Genomic DNA, 23,200 nt, shown 5'->3' on the forward strand with positions numbered 1-23,200 from the left:
CAATCGCCGAATAACTAAACTAAATCATTTCTTTTACTAAGTTAGTAGCCCATTTTTTAGATAACGCTCTAGGGACACCAAATATAAACTTAGCAATTTCTTCAGTATAAGTTAATAAAACTAACATAAATATAGGGGCACCTTTAAACGCAGCTAAAAATGTTAGTGGAAGGGAGACTAACCACATACATCCTAACTCTAAAAATAATGAGTATTTCGTATCTCCACCACTTCTTAAAACACCAATGACTATAAATGTATTAAAAGCTTTTAATGCCATTAATAGACCCATTATAATAAATATTTTTATTATATCTGGAGATAATTCCTTTGATACATTAAATACTTTTAATAATAATGGTATATTGGCTATTAATAAAATACCAAATAGTAAGCCTGTTAAAGAAACTAAAATAGAGAATTTTTTAGAATATCGTATAGCTTTTTCTATTTGGTCTGCACCTAATTCATTTCCAAGCATAATAGCAGCTCCATTTGCGACACATACAGAAGTCATAATAAAGAAATTCCCTGTACTAGTAGCTATTTGACTGGCTGCTATAGCAGAAGTGCCAGCCTGAGAATATGCTACAGAATATAAAACAGTTCCAAATGCCCATAGACTATCATTTAAGAATATAGGTAAACTCTTAGATGCAAAAGTTTTTAGGAATTCAGTTTTTATTCTTTTTACATCTTTTAGATTAAATCTTAGTATATAGTCCTTTTTCATAAAGTAAACATAAGAGATTATAAGTACTAATTCAATAATCCTAGCAATAACAGTAGCTAAAGCAGCTCCTTTAACACCTAAAGCAGGTAATCCAAAATTACCTAATATAAGTCCGTAGTTTAATACTATATTTGTGCCTAATGCTATGGTACTGCAAATCATACCTAGTTTAGGGTTTCTAACACTTCTTGCACCCATACTAAATACTGTACTTATTGCAATTATTGGATATGAAAAAGAAATAATACTAAAGTATTCAATACATAGTTTCACAACTTCTGAATCATGAGAAAATATGTTTATGATTAATTTAGGAGCTATTAACGCTGGAATGAAAAATAAGCAACTAACTAAGAAAGCTAAAATTGCACTTAATCCAGTAACACTTCTAATATTATTTATATCTTTTTTACCAAAAAATTGAGAGATAAATATACCAGCACCACCTGTTATTCCATATAAAGTCATGTTAAATAGGAAGAAAAATTGGTTTGCAACGCCAATAGATGCTACTGATGATTCTCCAAGACTACTAATCATAACTGTATCTATTACATTTACAGAAGATGAAATTAAATTCTGTACGATCATAGGAATGCAAAGTGATATTAGTAATCTATAAAAATTTTTATTTTCTTTATCTAATTTAAATAATCCTTGCAAATAATCACCTCGTTATAAATTTTTACATGTTAAATAATAACACAATAATAGGTATAGTTGGCAAGTTAAATAAAAGCAATTAGTTTATTAAACTAATTGCTCCCAGTCTTCATAAAGAGATTCTAGTTTAGTTTCAAGATTAGTTTTATCTTGACTTACTTCTTTAGCTCTTTCAGGATTAGAATAGACTTCTTCTTGGCATAGTAACATGTCTAATTCTTCTATTTTAGATTCAGTAGTCTCAATTTCTTTTTCTATATTTTGTCTTTTTACTCTATTTTTCTTTTCAGCTTCTCTTTGTTCTCTTTCTTTTCTTTTTTCTTCCTTTAGCTGAGTTTTAGTTTTTTCTTCTTTGTCATTTTCTTGAATAAGGCTCATCTCTTGAACTTGTCTTTTTTTGAACATATAATAATCATAATTTCCAAGATATTCAGTTATCCCATTCTCATCTAAGACTAATATTTTATCGACAACGGTATTTAAGAAATATCTATCATGAGAAATAGTGAATATAGTACCAGTATAACTTGATAAAGCTTCTTCAAGAACTTCTTTGGAATCTATATCTAAGTGGTTAGTAGGTTCGTCTAGAAGTAAAAAGTTTGCATTTGAAAGTATTAGTTTTAAAATAGCAACCCTAGCCCTTTCTCCACCACTTAAAGTTGAAATTTTCTTGAAAACTTCTTCGTCTTCAAATAAAAATGCACCAAGCATACTTCTAATTTGAGTTTGAGTTAAGTGTTTATTGCTATCCCAAATTTCATCTATAATGGTGTTATCTAGGTTAAGTGTTTTTTGCTCTTGGTGGAAATAAGAAACATTGACATTAGTGCCTAACGTAACACTACCACTTAGAGGAATTATTTCGTTCATTATTATTTTAAATAAAGTAGACTTACCTATACCATTAGCACCTATAAGAGCAACTTTTTCTTCTCTATAAATATCTAAGTTTAAATCTTTAAATAGAATTCTATTCCCATATCCCATAGATACATCTCTAACTTGGAGAACATCATTACCACTAACTACAGATGGGTTGAACTCAATCCGAGCTTTTTTTCGATAAGCTTCAGGTTTGTCTAGAACATCTATTTTATCTAGGGCTTTTTCTTTGCTACGTGCTCTTTTTAAATGCTTTTCACGACCATATGCTTTAAGTCTTTCTATAGATTCCTCTTGTTTCTTTAAATCTTTTTGTTGGTCTTCGTATTTTTTTAATTCTAATTCTTTTTCAACTTTTGATAGTTCTAGGAATTTAGAATAGTTTCCATTATAAGTTTTTAATTTTTTATTATGAATCTCAAAGGTTCTATTAACCACTTGATCTAAGAAATATCTATCATGGGAAATTAACATAACTGTTCCCTTATATTGTTTTAAAAATATTTCTAGCCATTCTATTGCTTCAGAATCTAAGTGGTTAGTAGGTTCGTCTAGCATTAATAAAGTTGGTTTTTTCAATAATAATTTACCTAAAAGTATTCTTGTTTTTTCGCCACCAGAAAGTATGCTTATAGGTTTATTAATATCATTATCGTTAAACCCTAAACCTTTTAGTACACCTTTAGCTTCTGATTTATATCCATATCCATTTTTATCAGCAAATAGTTCTAGCTTATGAGAGTATTCGTTCATAAGTTTATCTAAATCAGCAGAGTTTGATTTTTCACTTTCTTCAGCAATCTTTAATTCTAGATTTCTTAAATAAGCTTCCATATCTATTAAATCTCTAAAAACGTCTAGAACCTCATCTAGAATTGTATTTTCAGAGTGGAAATTCATGTTTTGTTCTAAATATCCAATTTCACAATCTTTAGCTGTATATATATCACCGCTATCATATCCATATACACCTGAAATTATTTTAAACAAAGTAGTTTTACCAGTACCATTAATACCAATTATACCGATTTTATCTCCTTCATTTACCGTGAAAGATACGTCCTCTAGTATAGAATCTATTCCAAAACTTTTATTTAAGTTATTACACGACAGTACGATCATAAATTTTATACCTCCTTAAACTACCTAAAATTATAATGTTTTGATATAATATAATCAAGGATATATAAGATGTTTTGAAAAAAGAAACATTTAAGGTGAATAGTTAATTAAAATTTAAACGATTAGGAGGTGAAGCTGTGGGTAATAAAAACATATCTATGGCTGTAATTAGAAGGTTGCCAAAGTACTACAGATATTTAGGTGACTTATTAGATAGAGATATACAGAGAATATCATCAAAAGAATTAAGTGATATTATAGGATTTACTGCATCTCAAATTAGACAAGATTTAAATAATTTTGGAGGATTTGGGCAACAGGGATACGGGTATAATGTTGATGCTCTACACAAAGAAATAGGAAAGATTTTGGGACTTGATACAAAATATAATGCGGTACTTATAGGTGCTGGTAACTTAGGTCAAGCAATAGCAAATTATTCAGGATTTAGAAAAGCTGGTTTTGAAATCAAGGCATTATTTGATGCAAACCCAAGAATGATTGGATTAAAGATAAGAGATTTCGAGATACTAGATTCAGAAGATATAGAAGAATTTATAAAAGAAAATGATGTTGATATAGCTATAATGTGTATTCCTAAAAAAGGAAGTCAAGAACTTGCAGATAGATTAGTAAATGCAGGGATAAAAGGTATATGGAACTTTGTACCTGTAGATTTAGATGTTCCAGAATCTGTCATAGTTGAAAATGTAAATTTAACAGAAAGTTTATTTACATTATCATACTTAATGAAAGCAGAAGACTAAACAAACGTTCATTTGGGGGATTTATTCTTAAAAAATTGGGGGGAAAGGTCAGAAGGCATAAGTCTTGTGACTTTTTTATTATTAGGATTTTTACTACATAGAAATCCTACAATAATAAAAGTAAGTGTATTTTACAGGTTTATACAATTTATGAAATCAAGTGTAAATATAAAATCACTACCATTTGCAATGTTTTTGCTGCATGGTAGTGATTTCATATTTTACACTCGAGCTGAAGATATTTAAAGCAAGCAAAACAGCCCAAATAATTTTTTAATTACTCACCTTGTTGTGGAGCATCCACAGGACAAACTTCTGCGCAAGATCCGCAATCAACACATTCATCTGAATTTATAACGTATCTTTCATCCCCTTCAGATATACATTCAACTGGACATTCATCAGCGCAAGCACCACAGCTTATACAAGCTTCGTTTATTATGTAAGACATATTAAAATCCTCCCCTTTTTTAAATTATTATCAGTAATATTATATCAAAATTGGGATAATATAACAAACATAACCATTCTACATAAAGCTGTATTATACGACAAGACAATGTTTTCATAAGATGAAATTAATTATAAAACTACAATTTAAAAAATCAAATTTAGAGTAAAAAATCTTAGATATATAAAGTAAAGTTTGTTAAAAATAATTTAAAAAATATGTTTGAATAAAATAACTAGTGGTATTAATAGAAATAGATTATGTTAAAAATTTAATTATCGCAACTCAAATATCACTTCTTGAATATAGTCAGAAAGAATTAAAAATGTTTTAAGGGGGATTTTTTATGGATTGTAATAGTTGTAAAATGTGTAAAAGTGCAGATGGTAAGTTAGAAAGTTTTGTGGCATCAAAACAATTTGAAACCGCATTTCACAGAACAGAAGACCAGAAACAAAAATGTGGATTTGGATTGCAAGGAGTCTGTTGTAGATTGTGTGCAAATGGTCCCTGTAGGATAACTTCTAAATCACCAAGAGGAATATGTGGTGCAGATGCAGATACAATAGTAGCTAGAAACTTTTTAAGGGCAGTAGCATCAGGTTCTGCATGTTATATTCATATTGTCGAGAATACTGCTTTAAATCTAAAGCATGTTGGAGAGACAAAGGGATTAATAAAGAGCCAAAAAGCATTGGATTATTTAGCTGATAAATTAGGAATAGACGAATTGGATAAATATGAAAAATGCATAAAAGTAGCAGATGTAGTTTTAGACGACTTATATAAACCAAGACATAAAAAAATGGAATTAGTAGATAAAATAGCTTATGAACCTAGAATTAAAAAATGGAAAGAATTAGGTATAATGCCAGGTGGAGCGAAATCAGAAGTATTTGATGGGGTAGTAAAATCCTCAACTAACTTAAATAGTGATCCAGTAGATATGTTAATGCACTGTTTAAGCTTAGGGATCTCAACTGGATTATATGGGTTGACATTAACAAATCTTATAAATGACATAATGCTAGGAGATCCAGTTATAAGAATGGCTCCAGTAGGATTTAGAGTAATAGACGAAGACTATATAAACATAATGATAACAGGTCATCAACATTCAACTTTCTCAAGTTTCCAAGAAAAATTAACACAACCAGAAGTAGTAAAATTAGCGAAAAAAGCAGGTGCAAAAGGATTTAGATTAGTAGGATGTACTTGTGTAGGCCAAGATTTACAGCTAAGAGGAGAACATTATCAAGATATATTTTCAGGCCATGCAGGGAATAACTTTACAAGTGAAGCAGTTTTATCTACAGGGGCTATAGATATGGTAATATCTGAATTTAACTGCACAATACCTGGATTAGAGCCAATAGCAGATAAACTAAATGTAAAAATGATATGTTTGGATGACGTTGCTAAAAAGAAAAATGCTGAATATATTTACTTAGATAGAAATAAGTATGATGAAATAGATATGAAATTAATAAATGAAGCTTTAGAGTCTTTTAAATCAAGAAGAAGTAAAGTCCAAATAGACATACCTAGAGATCATGGATATGAAGAGTCTTTGACAGGCGTAAGTGAAAAAAACTTAAAAGAATTTTTAGGTAATTCATGGAAACCACTTGTAGATTTAATAGCCAATGGAACTATAAAAGGAGTTGCAGCTATAGTTGGATGCTCAAATATGACTGCAGGAGGTCATGACATAAATACAGTTGAATTAACTAAAGAATTAATTAAGAGAGATATATTAGTTCTTTCTGCTGGATGTTCAACGGGAGGGCTTGAAAATGTTGGGCTTATGTCTCCAGGATCAGAGGAACTTGCAGGTGAGAATTTAAAAACCGTATGTAAAACATTAGGGATACCACCTGTGTTAAATTTTGGACCATGTCTAGCGATAGGTAGATTAGAAATAGTAGCGACTGAATTAGCAGAATATCTAGGAATAGATTTACCTCAACTTCCACTTGTACTTTCTGCACCACAATGGTTAGAAGAACAAGCTTTAGCAGATGGAGCTTTTGGGTTAGCATTAGGATTACCACTTCATTTAGCGTTGCCTCCATTTATAACAGGAAGCAAGGTAGTTACTGAGGTATTAACAGAATCATTAAAAGATATAACAGGAGGTCATGTAATAGTGAATCAAGATCCTAAGTCTTCAGCAGATCAATTAGAAGAAATAATAATCGATAGAAGACAAAAACTAGGATTAAAGGAAGTGGAAATCTATGCATAGAATTTTAATAAATAAAGAATTATGTATGGGATGTAAAAGTTGTGTATTAGCATGTATGCTAAAGCATAGCAAGGCTAAAAATATGTATTTATTAGATTTAGAAAGTATAGATGCAGAAAGTATGGGCCATATAGAACTTGATAAAGATAATAAGCCAGTTCCGATACTTTGTAGACATTGTGAAGAGCCGGAATGCGTATTAACTTGTATGAGTGGAGCTATGACTAAAGATAGAGAGACTGGTGTTGTTTTGTATGATAATCAAAAATGTGGTTCTTGCTATATGTGCGTTATGTCCTGTCCATATGGAATTTTAAAGGTAGATGATAGAACAAAGCAAAATATATTAAAATGTGATTTATGTAAAGATGAAGAATGTCCTAAATGTGTAGCTAATTGCCCTACTGGAGCTATAGAGTTATAAGAGGAGGAAGCCTATGCTGAATAAGGTTATTAATAAATTGGTTTCGAATAAAGAAAAAAATGAAGAAAATAAATCAAATAAAAAGAATTATTTAATATTAGGAGCGAGTGCAGCAGGTATAAATGCTGCAAAGACGTTAAGAGATTTGGACCTAGATTCAAATATAACTATAATATCAAAAGATGAAAAAGTATACTCTAGATGCATGTTACATCATGTTATATCAAATCATAGAACTGTAGAAGAAATAAATTTTGTAGAAGATAACTTTATGGAAAATAATAATATTTATTGGATAAAAAATAAATCCATAAAAAGCATAGACACTAAGAAAAAGAAGGTTGTTATTGAGGGTCAAGAGATAGGTTATGATAAACTACTAATTGCTACTGGAGCATCTTCTTTTATACCTCCTATAAAAAATATAAAAGAAGGGAACTATATTTATACATTAAGAAATATAGATGATGTATATAAAATAAAAGAAAAAGCAAAAATTTCAAAAAAGGCAGCTATAATAGGAGCTGGGTTAATAGGAATAGATGCTTTAACAGGATTAATGGAATATGAAAGTTTAGAATTATCATTAATATATCCAAGTAACTATATATTAGATAGACAGTTAGATGAATATTCAGCGAAGGTATATGAAAGCAAATTTATAGAAAAGGGTGTAAGTCTATATTCTGGCCAATCTGTTAATGAAATTATTTTAGATGAAGAAAATAATGTTTCAGGAGTACAATTAGGTAATGGAACGGTGGTAGAGTGTGATTTATTAATAGTTTCAACTGGAGTTACGCCAAATATAGATTTCATAAGAGAGACCGGTATAGAAAATAATAGAGGCATAGTAATAAATGATAAATGTGAATCAACGGTAAATGATGTGTATGCAGCAGGAGATGTAGTAGGTAAAAATGCAATTTGGCCACTGGCAGTTAAGCAGGGAATAGTAGCAGCATATAATATGGTTGGAATCGAAAGAAATATAGATGATAATTTCACATTAAAAAATAGTATGAATTTTATGGGAATACCAACTGTATCTTTAGGTATAGTAAATTCAGAGGGGGATGACTATGACATAATAACTAGATATGATAATGGTAGTTATAAAAAGTTTATATATAAAGACAATATAATATATGGTCTTATATCTCAAGGTGATATTTCTTATATTGGAGTATTAACACAGCTTATAAAAAATAAAGTTGAGATACCAGACTTAAAAAGTAGAATCTTTGATGTAGGATATTCAGACTTCTTTGCTATGAAAGAAAATGGAGAATTTGAATATAGCATATAAATTAAATAGATTAATTAAAAAGGGCATTAATGTGTTTAAAAATAGTTGATTTTCACCTATTAAAAACAACATTAGCCCTTTTTAAGTTAAATAATTTAGTCGCAAAATAGCTAAAACTTATATTAAAAAATCTAACTATTGTGTGTTACAATAATGTTGAAAGCTTAGTATATGTTGTCATAAAGGAAATAAAATATATGTAATTTTATTAAGGGGGCCTTTAAATGGCAGAAAAAACTTTAAATGTATTTGAAATAGCAAAATCACAAGTAAAAGCAGCTTGTGATAAATTAGGAACAGACCCTGCAGTTTATGAAATATTAAAAAATCCAATGAGAGTACTTGAAGTATCTTTCCCTGTGAAAATGGATGATGGGACAACTAAATCGTTTACTGGATATAGATCGCAGCATAATAATGCATGTGGACCTTTTAAAGGTGGAATAAGATTCCATCCTAATGTAACTATGGACGAAGTTAAAGCCTTATCAACATGGATGACTTTTAAGTGTGGAGTAGTAGGAATTCCTTATGGTGGAGGAAAGGGTGGAATGGCTATAGATCCAAATGATTACTCTAAATCTGAATTAGAGAGAATATCTAGGGGTTATGCAGCAGCGATATCACCAATTATTGGAGAGAAAGAAGATATTCCAGCTCCGGATGTTAATACAAATGGAGATATAATGTCTTGGATGGTAGATGAGTATTCAAAAGTAACAGGGAAATTCCAACCAGGTGCATTTACAGGAAAACCTGTTAATTTTTATGGGTCTTTGGCAAGAACTGAAGCTACTGGATATGGAGTAGCTTTAACAGCAATGGAGGCCGCTAAGAAACTTAATATAGATTTAGGCGAAGTGACAGTAGCTCTTCAAGGTTTCGGAAATGTTGGGAGTTATGCAGGTAAGTACATAACTGACTTTGGTGCAAAAGTAGTTATGGTTGAAGATTCTAGTGGAGTTATATATAACAAAGAAGGAATAGATATGGAAAAACTTATGGTTTATGCTAAGCAACATAGGAGTATAAGTGGTTTTTCAGGTGCTAAAGCTATAGGTAGTAGTGTATTAGTGGCAGATGTAGATATATTAATGCCTTGTGCTCTAGAGAATCAATTAACATCAGAAAATGCAGATAAAGTAAAAGCTAAAATAATTTGTGAAGGCGCGAATGGTCCAACGACTCCAGAAGCAGATGAAATATTTAAAAAAAATGGAGTAGTAGTAGTTCCAGATATATTAGCTAATAGCGGGGGAGTTACAGTTTCTTATTTTGAATGGGTACAGAATTTAATGAGATATACATGGTCATTTGAAGAAGTTCAAAAAAAACAAGAAATATTAATGAAAAATGCTTTTGAAGAAATATGGAATTTAGCTGAAGAATATGATGTGAACCTAAGAACAGCGGCATATATGATGTCAATTAAAAGAGTTGCAATAGCAATGGAAAAAAGAGGCTGGTATGCTGAAATCTCATCAAAGTCATTAGCAAATAATTAATATATATATATATATATATAAAGCTACAGTATATTACTGTAGCTTTAATTATTTAAAATAAAATATAAAATATTAAATTTCTGCATAAGAAAATAGAAGAAGTTACAAAAAACTTTACTTCTCCTTGATGTTCATATATAATTAAATTAAAATGAATAATTAGAATTAATTTTGGATAAAATAATTAATTTAATTATATATTACAAGATGTAAATTTTACTTTGTTTCGCTAACATAAGAATACTATAAAAGTGTAAAAAATAAATTACAAATTAGTTACAAATTTACTACAATCTTGTGTATTAATATTTTATCCGTGTATTTATATAGATTATATAGAGAATTTTGGGAGGAAGTACATATGAAGAAAAAAATATTAGTACCAATGTTTGCATCAGTAATGGCATTATCAATGAATGCAGTAGTAAATGCAGATGAAGTTAAAGATAATAATATAGATAATACTGAAGATAAGACTAGTCAAGATATTATAGATTTAGGTAAATATGAAGAAATTACATATAAAACTGCAGTAGTTAAAGATGGAGTTGCAGTAAAGATAAGAAATGGTGGTAAGGTTAAGCTTGTAGCATATACAGGTGATAGCTTTAAAGCTCTAGCGACTCAAGGGGAATGGGTTGAAGTTTCTGTAAATGGTGAAGACGGATGGATTCCTTCTAGATTTGTTGACATAAAATCAGCTCCAGGTTTTGTTACAGAAGAAAAGGTAAACTTTAGAAAAAATGCAAATACTGATTCTGAAATAATTGAAGAATTATCTAAAGGAAGTAAATTAGAAGTATTAGAAGATAAAGGAGAATGGATAAAGGTTAAAAATGGAGATAAAGAAGGGTATATAAGTTCTAAATATATATCTGATGAAGCTCCAGTAATAGAAGAAGTAGTTGTTGAAGAAACAGTTTCTGAAGAAGCTACAACTAGAGTTTCAAATAATCAATCTTCAAGTAACCAAAGTTCAAATACTCAAAAATCTGATAAGAAAAATAATAGTTCATCAAATAAAACAGAGCAAAGCAATGAGAATGTTCCAGCAGCTAATACATCATCAGCTCAAGCTGTAGTTAATTTAGCTTATTCTAAAATAGGATCTCCATATGTATGGGGAGCAGAAGGACCAAATAGCTTTGATTGTTCTGGTTTAACATCTTACGTATATAAGAAAGCTGCAGGAGTGTCTTTACCTAGAACATCTTCAGCTCAATCAGGATATGGAAAAACAGTAAGTAAATCAAACTTACAACCAGGAGACTTAGTATTCTTCGGTAGTGGAAGTGTAAGCCACGTTGGTATATACATAGGTGGAGGAAATATGATACATTCACCAAAGCCAGGAGAATCAGTTAAAATAACAAGTATAAACTCATCTTACTATTCAGGTAGATTTATAACTGCTAAGAGAGTTTTATAATATATAAATTATAAGGATGCTAAAATGATTGCAAAATCAGGACTAGCATCCTTTTTTGATAATAAATTATTTTAATATATTGACATAAATTTGTAAAAATGATAACCTAACTTAAAGAATAAAATACTTTTAATTTTAGTCCAGAGAGGCTAAAAAAGGAGGAACTAGAAAAATGCTAAAAGGAAGAAATTTAATCCAACCAGAAGACTTTTCTGTTGAAGAAATAGATGAAATATTAGAATTATCTCAAAAAATAATTGACAATCCGTCAAAATATTCCCGTATATGTGAAGGTAAATTAATGGCTACTTTATTTTATGAGCCATCAACAAGAACAAGGTTAAGCTTTGAATCTGCTATGAAAAGATTAGGTGGGCAAGTAATAGGTTTTTCAGAACCTAATTCGTCATCAGTATCAAAAGGAGAATCTCTAGGAGATACAATTAGAACAGTATCAAGTTATGTAGATGTAATAGTTATGAGACATCCGCAATTTGGAGCTGCAAATGAAGCTGTTAAATACACTGAAGTACCTTTTATAAACGCGGGAGATGGAGGAAATCAACATCCAACTCAAACACTTACCGATTTACTTACAATAAAATCTCTTAAAGGAAATTTAGAAAATCATACAATTGGTCTATGTGGAGACTTAAAAAATGGAAGAACAGTACATTCTTTAGTTAAAGCAATGGCTAGATATAAAAATACTAAATTTGTATTTATATCACCGAAGGAACTTGAAATGCCTGAATATATAAAGGAGGCAATAAAAGGTCATGAATACTATGAAACTACTAACTTAGATGAAGCTATAGAAAAATTAGATGTATTATATATGACAAGAGTTCAACAAGAAAGATTTGAAGATAAAGCTGAATATGATAGATTAAAAGATTATTATATTTTAAATAAAGCTAAACTTAATCATGCAAAAAAAGATATGTTAGTTATGCATCCATTACCGAGAGTAAATGAGATAGATACTGATGTAGATGCAGATGAAAGAGCAGTTTATTTTAAACAAGCGAAGTATGGGATGTTCGTAAGAATGGCTTTAATAACAAGACTTTTAGGGGTGGATATAAATGAATAATATATTATTTAGAAATGTTAGAATTGTAGATGCTAATAAAGACTTTAAGACAGATTTACTTGTATCAAATGGTGTAATTTCAAAAATAGATGAAAATATAGAAATTGAACATGAAAGTATAAATATAGTAGATGGAAATGGTTACGTATTAATGCCTTCTTTCATAGATTTACATACACATTTAAGAGACCCAGGATTGACGCATAAAGAAGATTTAGAAACGGGTCAAAAAGCTGCACTAAGGGGTGGATTTACGGTACTTTGTCCAATGGCAAATACAAAACCTGTTTGTGATAATAAAGAAGTTATGGAGTACGTACTTAATAAAGCAAAAGATTTAGATTTATGTGATATAAAGCAAGTATGTGCAATAACTAAAAATTTAGATGGTCAAGAAATGATAGATATAGAACCAATGAGAAAGTATACAGATTTATTCTCAGACGATGGGTACACATTATTTAATGAAGAAATAATGGAAAATATTTTAAGGTTATCTTCTGAATTAGATTTTAAAGTATTAACTCACTGTCAACCAGAGTATGAAATAGTTCAAAGAGACCTAAAGATGTTAAAAGAAGTTGGTGGAAATTTACATATATGTCATATAAGCTTAGAAGATACGTTAAACGAAATAAAAAAATATAAAGATGAAGGCCACAAGTTTACTTGTGAAGTAGGACCACATCACATATATGGATATGGATTAGACTATAAAGTAAATCCATCGTTTGCAAAAGAAGAAGACATGAAAGCTCTAATCCAAGGGATTAAAGATGGATATATAGACATGATAGGAACAGACCATGCACCTCATACAGAAGACGACAAAAAAGCAGGATCCCCTGGAATATCAAATATAGAAGTAGCCTTTTCAATGGTTAATAAGGTATTTAAAGAAAATAATATATCTTTAAATAAACTAAGTGAAATGATGAGTGCTAATCCTGCTAAACTTCTTGGATTAAGCCAAGGATTAATAGAAGAAGGTTTAAGAGCAGATTTAGTTTTAATAGATGAAAATGAAATTGATGTAATAGATACTAGAAAGTTTGTATCTAAAGGAAAAAATAATCCTTTTAATAATCAAAAAGTTATAGGAAAAGTAATAATGACGATAAGAGACGGGAAAATAGCTTATAAAGTAGAGGGGGATATGTAATGTATAAGGTTCTAGAAAACAGATACGTAGGAGAAGATATGTATCTAATGAGAGTTGAAGGTAAATTTGAAGGTAAAATGGGTCAATTCTATATGTTAAGGGCTTGGGATACATATCCATTACTTTCAAGACCAATAAGTATACATGATATAGATGACAATAGTATAAGTTTCTTATATAAAGTATTTGGAGAAGGTACTCAAATATTTAGTAGATTAAAAGAAGGAGATACTATAAAATTAGAGGGTCCATATGGAAATGGATACGAAAAAGTTGAAGGTAAGGTAGCTTTAGTTGGTGGAGGAATCGGGATAGCGCCATTATACTTAGTAGCTAAAAATATAGAAAATTGTGATGCTTATCTTGGGTTTAGAAATGAAGCTATATTAACGAAAGAATATAAAGAATTATGCAATGAAGTTCATATAGTTACAGGAAATACTTTTGTAACAGATATATTAGACGTAGAAAAGTATGATTACATACTAACTTGTGGGCCAACTCCAATGATGGAAAAGTTAGTTAAGATGGTAGAAGGAACTAAAACAAAAATAATGGTATCTCTAGAAAATCATATGGCATGTGGAGTAGGAGCTTGCCTAGTTTGTACTTGTAAGACTCAGTTTGGAAATAAAAAGACTTGTAAAGATGGACCAGTATTTTGGGGAGAGGACGTGATTTTCTAATGGCTAATTTAAATGTTAAGTTTGGAAACATAGATTTTAAAAATCCAGTAGTAATGGCATCAGGAACTTTTGGGTTTGGAAAAGAATATAACGAAATTTATGATATACAAAAGTTAGGTGGAGTTAGTAGTAAAGGACTTACTCTGCAAAAAAGAGATGGAAATAATGGTATGAGAGTTTGGGAGACTCCATCGGGAATGATGAATAGTGTTGGTCTTGAAAATCCAGGGATTCAAGGGTTTATAGATAATGAGTTACAATTTTTTAAAGACTTAGATTTTATAAGAATAGCTAATGTAGGTGGAGGAACACTAGAAGATTACATAGAAGGCGTAAAATTATTAAATAATCAACCAGTAGATATGATTGAACTTAATATATCTTGTCCGAATGTAAAAGCAGGAGGAATGGCTTTTGGTATAAAAAATGAAGTAGCAAGAGATGTAGTAAAAGCAGTGAGAAAAGTTACAGATTTACCACTAATAGTAAAATTATCACCAAATGCTGAAGATATAGTTGGAATGGCTAAAGTATGTGAAGAAGAAGGAGCAGATGGGATTTCTTTAGTAAATACTTTTAAAGCAATGGCAATTGATATAAATAAAAGAAAGCCGATATTTGAAAATGTATATGCAGGACTATCTGGTCCTGCTATAAAGCCAATAGCACTTAGAATGGTTCATGAAGTATGTAAAGCTGTAAATATACCAGTAATGGGCATGGGCGGAATAACAACTTGGGAAGATGCTATAGAATTTATTATGGCAGGAGCAACATGCATACAAGTTGGTACTGCAAACTTTATTAATCCTAAGATAGGCCTTGATATAATAGCTGGAATAGAAAGTTATATGCAGAGAGAAGGAATAGAAAGTCTAGATGAAATAAGAGGAATATTATAAATAATTAAATAAAAAACAATTGATATAATTTGGAGGAGAATATTATGAGTAAAGTAGATGTAGTAGAAATATTAAAGAAAAGTGATGCATTATTAGAAGGACACTTCTTATTATCTTCAGGAAAGCACAGTAATAGATACGTACAATGTGCAAAGGTATTAAGATTCCCACAATATGCAGAGCAAGTTTTAAGTACAGTTGTTGAACAAATAAAAGATTTAGATATAGATTTAGTAGTTGGACCTGCTATGGGTGGGGTTATAGTTTCATATGAATTAGGAAGACAATTAAATAAAGAAACAGTGTTCACTGAAAGAAAAGATGGAGTAATGGAATTAAGAAGAGGCTTTGAAGTAAAACCAGGAGCTAAGATAATAATAGCTGAAGATGTTGTTACAACTGGTAAATCAACTATAGAAACAAAAGAAGCATTAGAGAAGTTAGGTGGAGAAGTAATAGGTGTTGCTTGTATAGCTAATAGAACTTCTAAAGATATCGGAATGCCTATATACAGTGCTATAAAGCTTGAAATAGAAGTACATGAGTCAGATAATTGTCCTTTATGTAAAGAAGGAAAAGTAGACTTAGTGAAACCAGGAAGTAGAGAATTCAAAGAAATCGGAATGTAGTATTATTAGTGTTTTTAAGTAAGGTATTAGGTGATCGGAGCTCGGTGAAATATTTATTTTTCACTGAGCTTTGGATACCTAGATTTGTTTACTTAAGAGCACTTTATTTTTTATGGGAGAATTTAATATAATGATGCTGCGTATAATTTTAATTCTCTTAGGAATAGTTGTGTTATGTCTGAGGTATTTACATCCTTTGGTAGTATGTATGAGAAGTTTCTAGTGAATGTACTATCCAATTCTATTATAGAAACTTCATTATTTTCTACTGCTGGATAAGCTATAAATTTCGATATTATGCTTACTCCAAGTCCATTTTTTACTGATTCTTTTACGGCATAGTTGCTTCCAACTATCATTATATTTTTAGGTAATATCTTATATTTACTTAAGAATAAATCTAAGTACTCTCTAGTACCTGAGCCGTTTTCTCTTAGTATCCATTTTTGATCCTGAAGACTGCTAAATGAAAAATCTTCTGTGTACAAGCGTGGATTATAAGGTAAAATTAAGGCTAACTTGTCTTTTAAAAAATACCCTTTGTTAAAGTTTGAATCATTTAAATTACCTTCGATTAATCCTATATCTAGTATAAAGTTTCTTATATCAGCGCATACCGATGATGTATTTTCTATGAAAATCTCAACATTTATATCCGGATATTTCTCTGAGAATATAGATAGAAATTTAGGTAAAATATAATCTCCGATAGTAGAGCTGGCACCTATTTTTATAGTTCCAGTAATTGTATTAGAATTATTACTAATCTCCCTATATGTTACATCCATTAAGTTTATAATTTCTTTTGCCCTTTTATATAATATATAACCTTTTTCTGTAATAAAAATATTTTTTTGCTTAATAGATCTATTAATTAAAGTTGTGCCAAAATAGTTTTCTAAGTTTTTAATATGGGTACTAACTGTCGGTTGAGATAAATTAAGATGATTTCCTGCTTTTGTAAAATTTTTAAATTCAACGACTGAAATAAATGTTTTTAGCTCTTCAAACAAATTAAACAACTCCTATTATAATTTTATATATGTAAATTTAATTGAAATTAAGTCTGTATAAAAAGTATTTACAGTTATAAGTATATAATAATCATAAAAAAAATCAATGATTATTATTATATATATTCATTTTACTTATGGTTTTTATAAATATATACTATAAATATAAACAAGATTTATACAGAAAATATAAATATGACTTATATAGAAAGGACAGATTATATGAACAAAAAGCATAAAGATTTTACTAAAATTATAAAAGATATAATGCCGGGTTTTGTGGTAGCAGTTTTAGTAGCTGGGTTAAGCATGTTACTTGCTAAGTTTATTCCAAAACTTGGTGCAGCATCAATAGCTATATTTTTAGGAATGTTTGTAGGTAATGTATTTTTAAATCAAGAAATATTTCAAAAAGGATATAAATTTTCTGAAACGGACTTATTATCATATTCAATAGTATTACTAGGAGCAACATTAAGTATATCAACTATATCAGAAATAGGAATTTCGGGAGTTATATTTATAGTATTACAAATGACAATAACTATAATAGGGGCCTTATATATAGGAAAAAAGTTAGGTTTTACAGATAACTTTAGATATATGATGGCTAGTGGAAATGCAGTTTGTGGTTCTTCTGCCATTGCAGCAACTGCACCAGTTATTGAAGCAGATGACAAGGAAAAAGGAATTGCTATAACAATTGTTAATGTTACAGGGATTGTCTTAATGTTTTTACTTCCTGTAATCTCACAGTTTTTATATAATCATGATCTTACTCAAACTTCAGCTATGATAGGGGGTACATTACAGTCTGTAGGACAAGTTGTAGCTAGTGGAGCGATGGTAAGTGAACATACTAAAGACCTATCTACTATTTTCAAAATAGTACGTATAATATTTTTAGTAGTAGTAGTATTTGCATTAGGTCATTTAAAGCATAAATCTAATAAAGAAATATTAAAAGAGGAAGTAACTGATATTGAAAGAGGAAAGATAAAGGTACCATGGTATGTAATAGGATTTTTTATAACATGCGCTTTATTTTCTTTTAATATAATTACTCAAAATGTATCTATGATATGTAAGGAGTTAAGTAATAAGTTTGAAATAATAGCTTTAGCTGCTATTGGTTTAAGGGTAAATGTAAAGGATTTAATTAAGCAAGGAAAAGCAGTTTCATTATATGGATTATTTATAGGAATATTACAAATAGTATCTGCAATAATACTGATCGGAATATTATTATAAAAAATATTTTTAATATATATTAATGATATACTTTTTTATTTAATAGTGTTATAATATTATTCCTTTATCATTTTACTTATATTATAGAATAATAGAGGAATAATATATTACTAAATAGAAAGGTTAGGTTGAATTTATGATAGATGCAAAACTACTAGTTGAAAAAGCTTTTGAAGCTCAAAAATTTGCTTATACACCATACTCTAATTTTAATGTTGGAGCAGCATTACTTGGTACAAATGGTAAGATATATCAAGGTTGTAATGTGGAAAATGCAGCTTATACGCCAACAAACTGTGCGGAAAGAACAGCATTTTTCAAAGCTATTTCTGAAGGACAACGTACATTCTCAGCAATAGCTATAGTTGGAAATAAAGCTGATTCTGAAGAATATGATTACTGTGCACCTTGTGCTGTATGTAGACAAGTTATGGCTGAATTCTGTGATCTTAAAGAATTTAAAATTTATCTAGCTAGAAGTAAAGATGATTACAAAGAATATACTTTAGAGGAACTTCTTCCACTAGCATTTACAGGAGCAAATTTAAAATAAATTAAAATAGGAATGTAGATATCTACATTCCTAATATTTTTCTTATTTCATTACATAGCATATCAAGGTGTTCTGGGTTATTTACTAAATCAACTTCGTTTATGTTTACATATAAAACAGGTGATTGATCATATTCAGCTATCCATTTTTCATATCTATTATGAAGGTTTTTCCAGTATTCTAAATCAACAGTTTTTTCCATTTCACGTCCTCTAAGGTTTATTCTGTTAATTATAGTATCTATAGAACCATCTAAGTATATCATTAAATCCGGTTTCTTTAAATAAGGGACCATATCGTTGAATAAATCTCTATAAGTTATATAATCTCTCTTTGTCATTTTTCCGTTATCGTATAAGTTTCTAGCAAATATTTCCACATCTTCGTATATACTTCTATCTTGAATATTATTTAGCCCATTAGCGTGGATTTCTTTTTGTTGCTTGAATCTTTGAGCTAAGAAATAAAGTTGTAAATGGAATCCCCATTTCTCTTGGTCAGCGTAGAAATCTTCTAAGTACGGATTTCCGTCAACTTTTTCAAAGTGAGTTTCAAACCCAAGTTTATTTCCAACTAAAGTTGTTAAAGTTGATTTACCAGCACCTACATTACCGGCTACAGTTATAAATAAATCTCTACTAGCGGGTGTATTACTTTGGTTTACTAGTTTAAACATTTTATTGTCCTCCTAAAATTGTCATGGCTTCTTTTACTTTGTTTATTATAAATTGTCTATCATTATCATTATTTAAGAAATCTAAATTAGAGTTATCTATTTCTATAATAATAGGTTCTTTGCCCATAAAATTATGTTTTATTGATAATGGATTAAAGTAATATTTATATTCCGTTCCTAATTCTTCAATATAATTTCTATCCATTTGTCTTTCGAAACTTCTATCTCTCATAGCTATTCTTTTCATTAAAACATCGGTACTAGAATTTAAATAGACTATTATATCTGGTTGAGGTAAATCATTTACAAAAGTATTATAAACTTGTTTATATCTATGAAATTGCATTTTATCCAGTGTTAAACCTGCAAATATAAGATTTTTTATTATATGGTAATCACTAACAACTCCGTTACCTTTTGATAATAGATTTTTTTCAGTATCTTCTAATTGTTTTACCCTGTTAAATAGAAAAAATGCTTCAGTTTGTAAAGCATAGCCTTTTATATCTGTATAAAATTTTGATAAAAAAGGATTTTCTTCAACTATCTCTCTAAGAAGAGTATAATTAAAGTATTCATTAAGTATTGTTGCAAGGGTAGTTTTTCCAACTCCTATTGGACCTTCTATAGCAATAAAAATACCTCTCTCGTTCATATAAGTTCACCTTCTACTAATTAATGTCTTATGTATTTTATCAAAAAAGTTTTATTATTTCTACTCTAGACATTTTAAAACAAATTTGCATAGAGTAAAAAGTTTATTTAAATTTACAATATTATGGGTAAATTAAAGTTATAAAATAGAAATAATCGCAGAAATAAGGAGATATAAAATATGAAAGTATACGAAAAAAATAATTCAGTAATATTAGAAGGAATAACAGATTTTGATCCTAAGCATATATTTGAGTGTGGGCAATGCTTTAGGTGGCATAAACAAGAAGATGATTCTTATACAGGTGTAGCGAAAGGAAAAATATTAAATGTAAAAAGAGAAGGAGATACAGTTTATTTAAATAATACTAATCTAGAGGATTTTAATAATATTTGGTTTGATTATTTTGATTTAGGTAGAGACTATACAGAAATAAAGAATATTTTAAAAGGTATGGATGAATACTTAGATAAGGCAAGTGATTTTGGATGGGGAATAAGAATTTTACAACAAGATGGATGGGAAATGCTTATATCATTTATTATTTCATCAAATAATAGGATACCTATGATTCAAAAAGCTATAGAAAATTTATCTAAGAAGTTTGGAAAATATATAGGGGAGTATAATGGAAAAGAATACTACTCATTCCCGACACCAGAAGAATTAAATAAGGCTTCACAAGAGGATATAAGAGCTTGCCAGACTGGATTTAGAGATAAGTATATAAAGAGTACAACTGAGTCAATAGTTAATAATAAAGATGATGTTCGTAGATATATTAATTTAAGTACAGAAGAGTGTTTAAAAGAACTTTTAAAATTTAATGGAGTAGGACCTAAGGTTGGGGATTGTATAGCTTTATTTGGAATGAGAAAATATGATACATTCCCAGTTGATGTTTGGGTTAAAAGGGTAATGCAAGAATTTTATGTAAATGAAGATATGAGTTTACCAAAAATAAGGGCATATGCTATAGATAAATTTGGAGATCTAGCAGGTTTTGCACAACAATACTTATTCTACTATGCAAGGGAATTAGGTATAGGAAGATAGTTCAATAGGGAGGGAATATGAATATTGTACAGGGTTTAATATTAGGATTTTTAGCTATATCCTATATATCAGGGACCATAGTAGCAATGACTATATTACTTGAAAATAGAGATCCTTCTAAAACTGTCACATGGTTATTAATATTTATTTTACTTCCAGGAATAGGTCTAATTATTTATGCTGTTTTTGGAAGAAATTTAAGAAAGATAAAAATATTTAAGACTCAAGAATTAGCAAGTAATATGAAGGAAGAAAAGCTTTTTCAAAATTTAGATGAAATAAACAATCTAATTAGATTAGAGCAAGATACAATAAGTGTAAGTAAATTACTAAAAGATAATGAAGAAGATAATATCAAATTAAAAATAATAAGTTTATTATTAAACACAGGTATGTTTCCTTTCACTACAAATAATAAAGTTGATATATTTGTAGATGGGAATGAAAAGTTTGAACGCCTTATTAAAGATATAGAAAACGCAAAAGATCATATACACCTAGAGTATTTTATAATAAAAGATAGTGATATAGGGCAAAAGATAAAGAACTTATTGATTAAAAAATCTAAGGAAAATGTAAAAATAAGAATACTTTATGATGATGTTGGTTGTTGGAGATTTTGGTTTCACAGAGAATTTTTTAATGAAATGAAGTCTCATGGAATAGAAATAGTACCTTTTTTACCAACAAAATTCCCTCTAATAGGAGGAAAATTGAACTATAGGAATCACAGAAAGATTGTTGTCATAGATGGACGTATAGGGTATACGGGTGGCATAAATATAGGTGATGAATATATGGGGAAAAATAAAAAATTTGGATACTGGAGAGACACTCATATTAGAATAGAAGGAACTTCTGTATATATGTTGCAAATGACATTTTTAATAGATTGGTATTACAACACAAAAGAAGTTTTATTGAATAAGAATCATTTTCCTAGACTAAATAACTTTGGGAATGCGATGATACAGGTGGTAGCAAGTGGTCCAGATAGTGACTGGGAAGCAATACATTATGCTTATTTCTTAGCTATATGCCAAGCTAAAAAAAGTATCTATATTGAGACTCCATATTTTATACCCGATGAAAGTATACTAAGAGCCTTAAAAAGTGCTGCTTTAAGTGGAGTAGATGTAAGAATTATATTTCCTAAGATAGCTGATCATAAAATAGTTAATATAGCTTCTTATTCTTATTTTGATGATATATTAAAGTCAGGAGGAAGAGTGTATCTATATGAAAAAGGATTTATACATTCGAAGATTATTATAATAGATGATTCTATAGCTTCTACTGGATCTGCTAATATGGATTTAAGAAGTTTTATGTTAAATTTTGAAATAAATGCATTTATATATGATAGAAAAGTGATAGATTTAATGAAAGAAGATTTTTTTGAAGATATGAAAAACAGTAAAGAAATTAATAAAGAGGAATTTAAAAATAGAAGTATAGTTCAAAAATCTAAGGAATCTGTAGCTAGATTATTTTCGCCTATTTTATAATTTAAGAATGTCTTAATAAGGGGGATTATGTCTAAAATATGACTTAAAAAAAAACTAAAAAGTGTTGAAAATTATAGGTGATTAGTATATCATAATAATTGTTAGCACTCTTACTTATAGAGTGATAAAAACAGATTGATTAGTATTTTTATTATACATATATTATAAAAACATTTAGGAGGGATAAACAATGAAAATAAGACCATTAGCTGACAGAGTTGTTATTAAAAAAGTTGAAGCAGAAGAAAAAACTGCAAGTGGTATAGTTTTACCCGGAACTGCTAAAGAACAACCTCAAATAGCAGAGGTAGTTGAAGTTGGTCCAGGAGGAATTGTTGATGGAAAAGAGATAAAAATGGAATTAAAGGTTGGAGATAGAGTTATATTCCAAAAATACTCTGGAACTGAAGTTAAAATAGAAGGGCAAGAATACACGATATTAAGACAAAGTGAAATACTTGCTGTTGTTGAATAATT

Annotated in this window: 23 protein-coding genes; 17 read left to right on the forward strand and 6 right to left on the reverse strand. The window is 29.3% G+C overall.

Annotated elements, in window-relative coordinates; translation table 11 throughout:
- Window positions 1-19: 19 nt before the first annotated feature.
- Window positions 20-1,396 carry an MATE family efflux transporter gene (locus H8923_RS13510; protein ID WP_153972472.1) on the reverse strand — a complete coding sequence of 459 codons (1,377 nt, stop codon included), beginning with the start codon at window positions 1,394-1,396 and terminating at the stop codon, window positions 20-22.
- 87 nt (window positions 1,397-1,483) lie between these two features.
- Window positions 1,484-3,403 (reverse strand): ABC-F family ATP-binding cassette domain-containing protein, encoded by a 1,920-nt coding sequence (locus H8923_RS13515; RefSeq protein ID WP_153972473.1) that lies wholly within the window; start codon window positions 3,401-3,403, stop codon window positions 1,484-1,486.
- A 137-nt stretch (window positions 3,404-3,540) separates the two neighbouring features.
- Here H8923_RS13515 and H8923_RS13520 point away from each other — a divergent pair, with 137 nt between their 5' ends.
- Together H8923_RS13520 and H8923_RS13525 are read left to right on the forward strand one after the other, a co-directional pair.
- Complete coding sequence (locus H8923_RS13520; protein WP_187127955.1) at window positions 3,541-4,170, forward strand: redox-sensing transcriptional repressor Rex; 630 nt, start codon at window positions 3,541-3,543, stop codon at window positions 4,168-4,170.
- 66 nt (window positions 4,171-4,236) lie between these two features.
- On the forward strand, window positions 4,237-4,416 hold the full coding sequence (locus H8923_RS13525; RefSeq protein WP_153972474.1) for a hypothetical protein: 180 nt from the start codon (window positions 4,237-4,239) through the stop codon (window positions 4,414-4,416).
- Window positions 4,417-4,447: 31 nt separating this feature from the next.
- Here the strand turns inward: H8923_RS13525 and H8923_RS13530 are convergent, their stop codons facing one another.
- Entirely contained in the window at window positions 4,448-4,621 is a 174-nt protein-coding gene (locus H8923_RS13530) for an indolepyruvate ferredoxin oxidoreductase subunit alpha (protein WP_153972475.1), read from the reverse strand.
- Window positions 4,622-4,967: 346 nt separating this feature from the next.
- On the opposite strand from H8923_RS13530, the gene cooS reads away from it, so the two are divergent.
- The 10 genes from cooS (at window position 4,968) to pyrE (ending at window position 16,011) form a co-directional block, all read left to right on the forward strand.
- Window positions 4,968-6,869: an anaerobic carbon-monoxide dehydrogenase catalytic subunit gene (cooS, locus tag H8923_RS13535; RefSeq protein ID WP_153972476.1), complete on the forward strand. Its 1,902-nt coding sequence runs from the start codon at window positions 4,968-4,970 to the stop codon at window positions 6,867-6,869.
- Complete coding sequence (locus H8923_RS13540; protein WP_153972477.1) at window positions 6,862-7,293, forward strand: 4Fe-4S dicluster domain-containing protein; 432 nt, start codon at window positions 6,862-6,864, stop codon at window positions 7,291-7,293. The genes cooS and H8923_RS13540 overlap by 8 nt, the downstream gene beginning before the upstream one ends.
- Before the next feature lie 13 nt (window positions 7,294-7,306).
- Window positions 7,307-8,602, forward strand: coding sequence for an NAD(P)/FAD-dependent oxidoreductase (locus H8923_RS13545; RefSeq protein WP_153972478.1), 1,296 nt, complete (start codon window positions 7,307-7,309; stop codon window positions 8,600-8,602).
- Window positions 8,603-8,826: 224 nt separating this feature from the next.
- A complete protein-coding gene (locus H8923_RS13550) occupies window positions 8,827-10,107 on the forward strand; it encodes a Glu/Leu/Phe/Val family dehydrogenase (protein ID WP_153972479.1) in 1,281 nt (426 codons plus the stop codon).
- 361 nt (window positions 10,108-10,468) lie between these two features.
- A complete protein-coding gene (locus H8923_RS13555) occupies window positions 10,469-11,536 on the forward strand; it encodes a C40 family peptidase (RefSeq protein WP_153972480.1) in 1,068 nt (355 codons plus the stop codon).
- A gap of 172 nt (window positions 11,537-11,708) precedes the next feature.
- Window positions 11,709-12,632 carry an aspartate carbamoyltransferase gene (gene pyrB, locus H8923_RS13560; protein ID WP_153972481.1) on the forward strand — a complete coding sequence of 308 codons (924 nt, stop codon included), beginning with the start codon at window positions 11,709-11,711 and terminating at the stop codon, window positions 12,630-12,632.
- Entirely contained in the window at window positions 12,625-13,794 is a 1,170-nt protein-coding gene (locus H8923_RS13565) for a dihydroorotase (RefSeq protein WP_153972482.1), read from the forward strand. Before pyrB ends, H8923_RS13565 begins: the two co-directional genes overlap by 8 nt.
- Entirely contained in the window at window positions 13,794-14,480 is a 687-nt protein-coding gene (locus H8923_RS13570; RefSeq protein WP_153972483.1) for a dihydroorotate dehydrogenase electron transfer subunit, read from the forward strand. The genes H8923_RS13565 and H8923_RS13570 overlap by 1 nt, the downstream gene beginning before the upstream one ends.
- Window positions 14,480-15,382, forward strand: coding sequence for a dihydroorotate dehydrogenase (locus H8923_RS13575; RefSeq protein ID WP_153972484.1), 903 nt, complete (start codon window positions 14,480-14,482; stop codon window positions 15,380-15,382). The genes H8923_RS13570 and H8923_RS13575 overlap by 1 nt, the downstream gene beginning before the upstream one ends.
- 44 nt (window positions 15,383-15,426) lie before the next feature.
- Window positions 15,427-16,011: an orotate phosphoribosyltransferase gene (gene pyrE / locus H8923_RS13580; RefSeq protein ID WP_153972485.1), complete on the forward strand. Its 585-nt coding sequence runs from the start codon at window positions 15,427-15,429 to the stop codon at window positions 16,009-16,011.
- 122 nt (window positions 16,012-16,133) lie between these two features.
- On the opposite strand, the gene H8923_RS13585 is transcribed toward pyrE, so the two are convergent.
- Window positions 16,134-17,024 (reverse strand): LysR substrate-binding domain-containing protein, encoded by an 891-nt coding sequence (locus H8923_RS13585; protein ID WP_153972486.1) that lies wholly within the window; start codon window positions 17,022-17,024, stop codon window positions 16,134-16,136.
- 222 nt (window positions 17,025-17,246) lie between these two features.
- On the opposite strand from H8923_RS13585, the gene H8923_RS13590 reads away from it, so the two are divergent.
- Window positions 17,247-18,275, forward strand: coding sequence for a YeiH family protein (locus H8923_RS13590; RefSeq protein ID WP_153972487.1), 1,029 nt, complete (start codon window positions 17,247-17,249; stop codon window positions 18,273-18,275).
- A gap of 136 nt (window positions 18,276-18,411) precedes the next feature.
- A complete protein-coding gene (cdd, locus tag H8923_RS13595; RefSeq protein WP_153972488.1) occupies window positions 18,412-18,828 on the forward strand; it encodes a cytidine deaminase in 417 nt (138 codons plus the stop codon).
- 22 nt (window positions 18,829-18,850) lie between these two features.
- Here the strand turns inward: cdd and H8923_RS13600 are convergent, their stop codons facing one another.
- Window positions 18,851-19,504 carry a deoxynucleoside kinase gene (locus tag H8923_RS13600; RefSeq protein ID WP_153972489.1) on the reverse strand — a complete coding sequence of 218 codons (654 nt, stop codon included), beginning with the start codon at window positions 19,502-19,504 and terminating at the stop codon, window positions 18,851-18,853.
- A gap of 1 nt (window position 19,505) precedes the next feature.
- Window positions 19,506-20,159 carry a deoxynucleoside kinase gene (locus H8923_RS13605; protein ID WP_153972490.1) on the reverse strand — a complete coding sequence of 218 codons (654 nt, stop codon included), beginning with the start codon at window positions 20,157-20,159 and terminating at the stop codon, window positions 19,506-19,508.
- A 180-nt stretch (window positions 20,160-20,339) separates the two neighbouring features.
- On the opposite strand from H8923_RS13605, the gene H8923_RS13610 reads away from it, so the two are divergent.
- The 3 genes from H8923_RS13610 to H8923_RS13620 all read left to right on the forward strand — a co-directional run bounded on the left by H8923_RS13610 (window position 20,340) and on the right by H8923_RS13620 (window position 23,198).
- Complete coding sequence (locus H8923_RS13610; protein WP_153972491.1) at window positions 20,340-21,215, forward strand: DNA-3-methyladenine glycosylase family protein; 876 nt, start codon at window positions 20,340-20,342, stop codon at window positions 21,213-21,215.
- A gap of 17 nt (window positions 21,216-21,232) precedes the next feature.
- Window positions 21,233-22,723, forward strand: a complete 1,491-nt coding sequence (gene cls / locus H8923_RS13615) for a cardiolipin synthase (RefSeq protein WP_153972492.1) — start codon at window positions 21,233-21,235, stop codon at window positions 22,721-22,723.
- A 190-nt stretch (window positions 22,724-22,913) separates the two neighbouring features.
- Window positions 22,914-23,198 carry a co-chaperone GroES gene (locus H8923_RS13620; protein ID WP_153972493.1) on the forward strand — a complete coding sequence of 95 codons (285 nt, stop codon included), beginning with the start codon at window positions 22,914-22,916 and terminating at the stop codon, window positions 23,196-23,198.
- Window positions 23,199-23,200 lie beyond the last annotated feature (2 nt).

Origin of the sequence: Romboutsia faecis (genome assembly GCF_014323405.1) — a bacterium.
In the GTDB taxonomy this organism is placed as follows: Bacteria; Bacillota; Clostridia; order Peptostreptococcales; family Peptostreptococcaceae; genus Romboutsia_E; species Romboutsia_E faecis.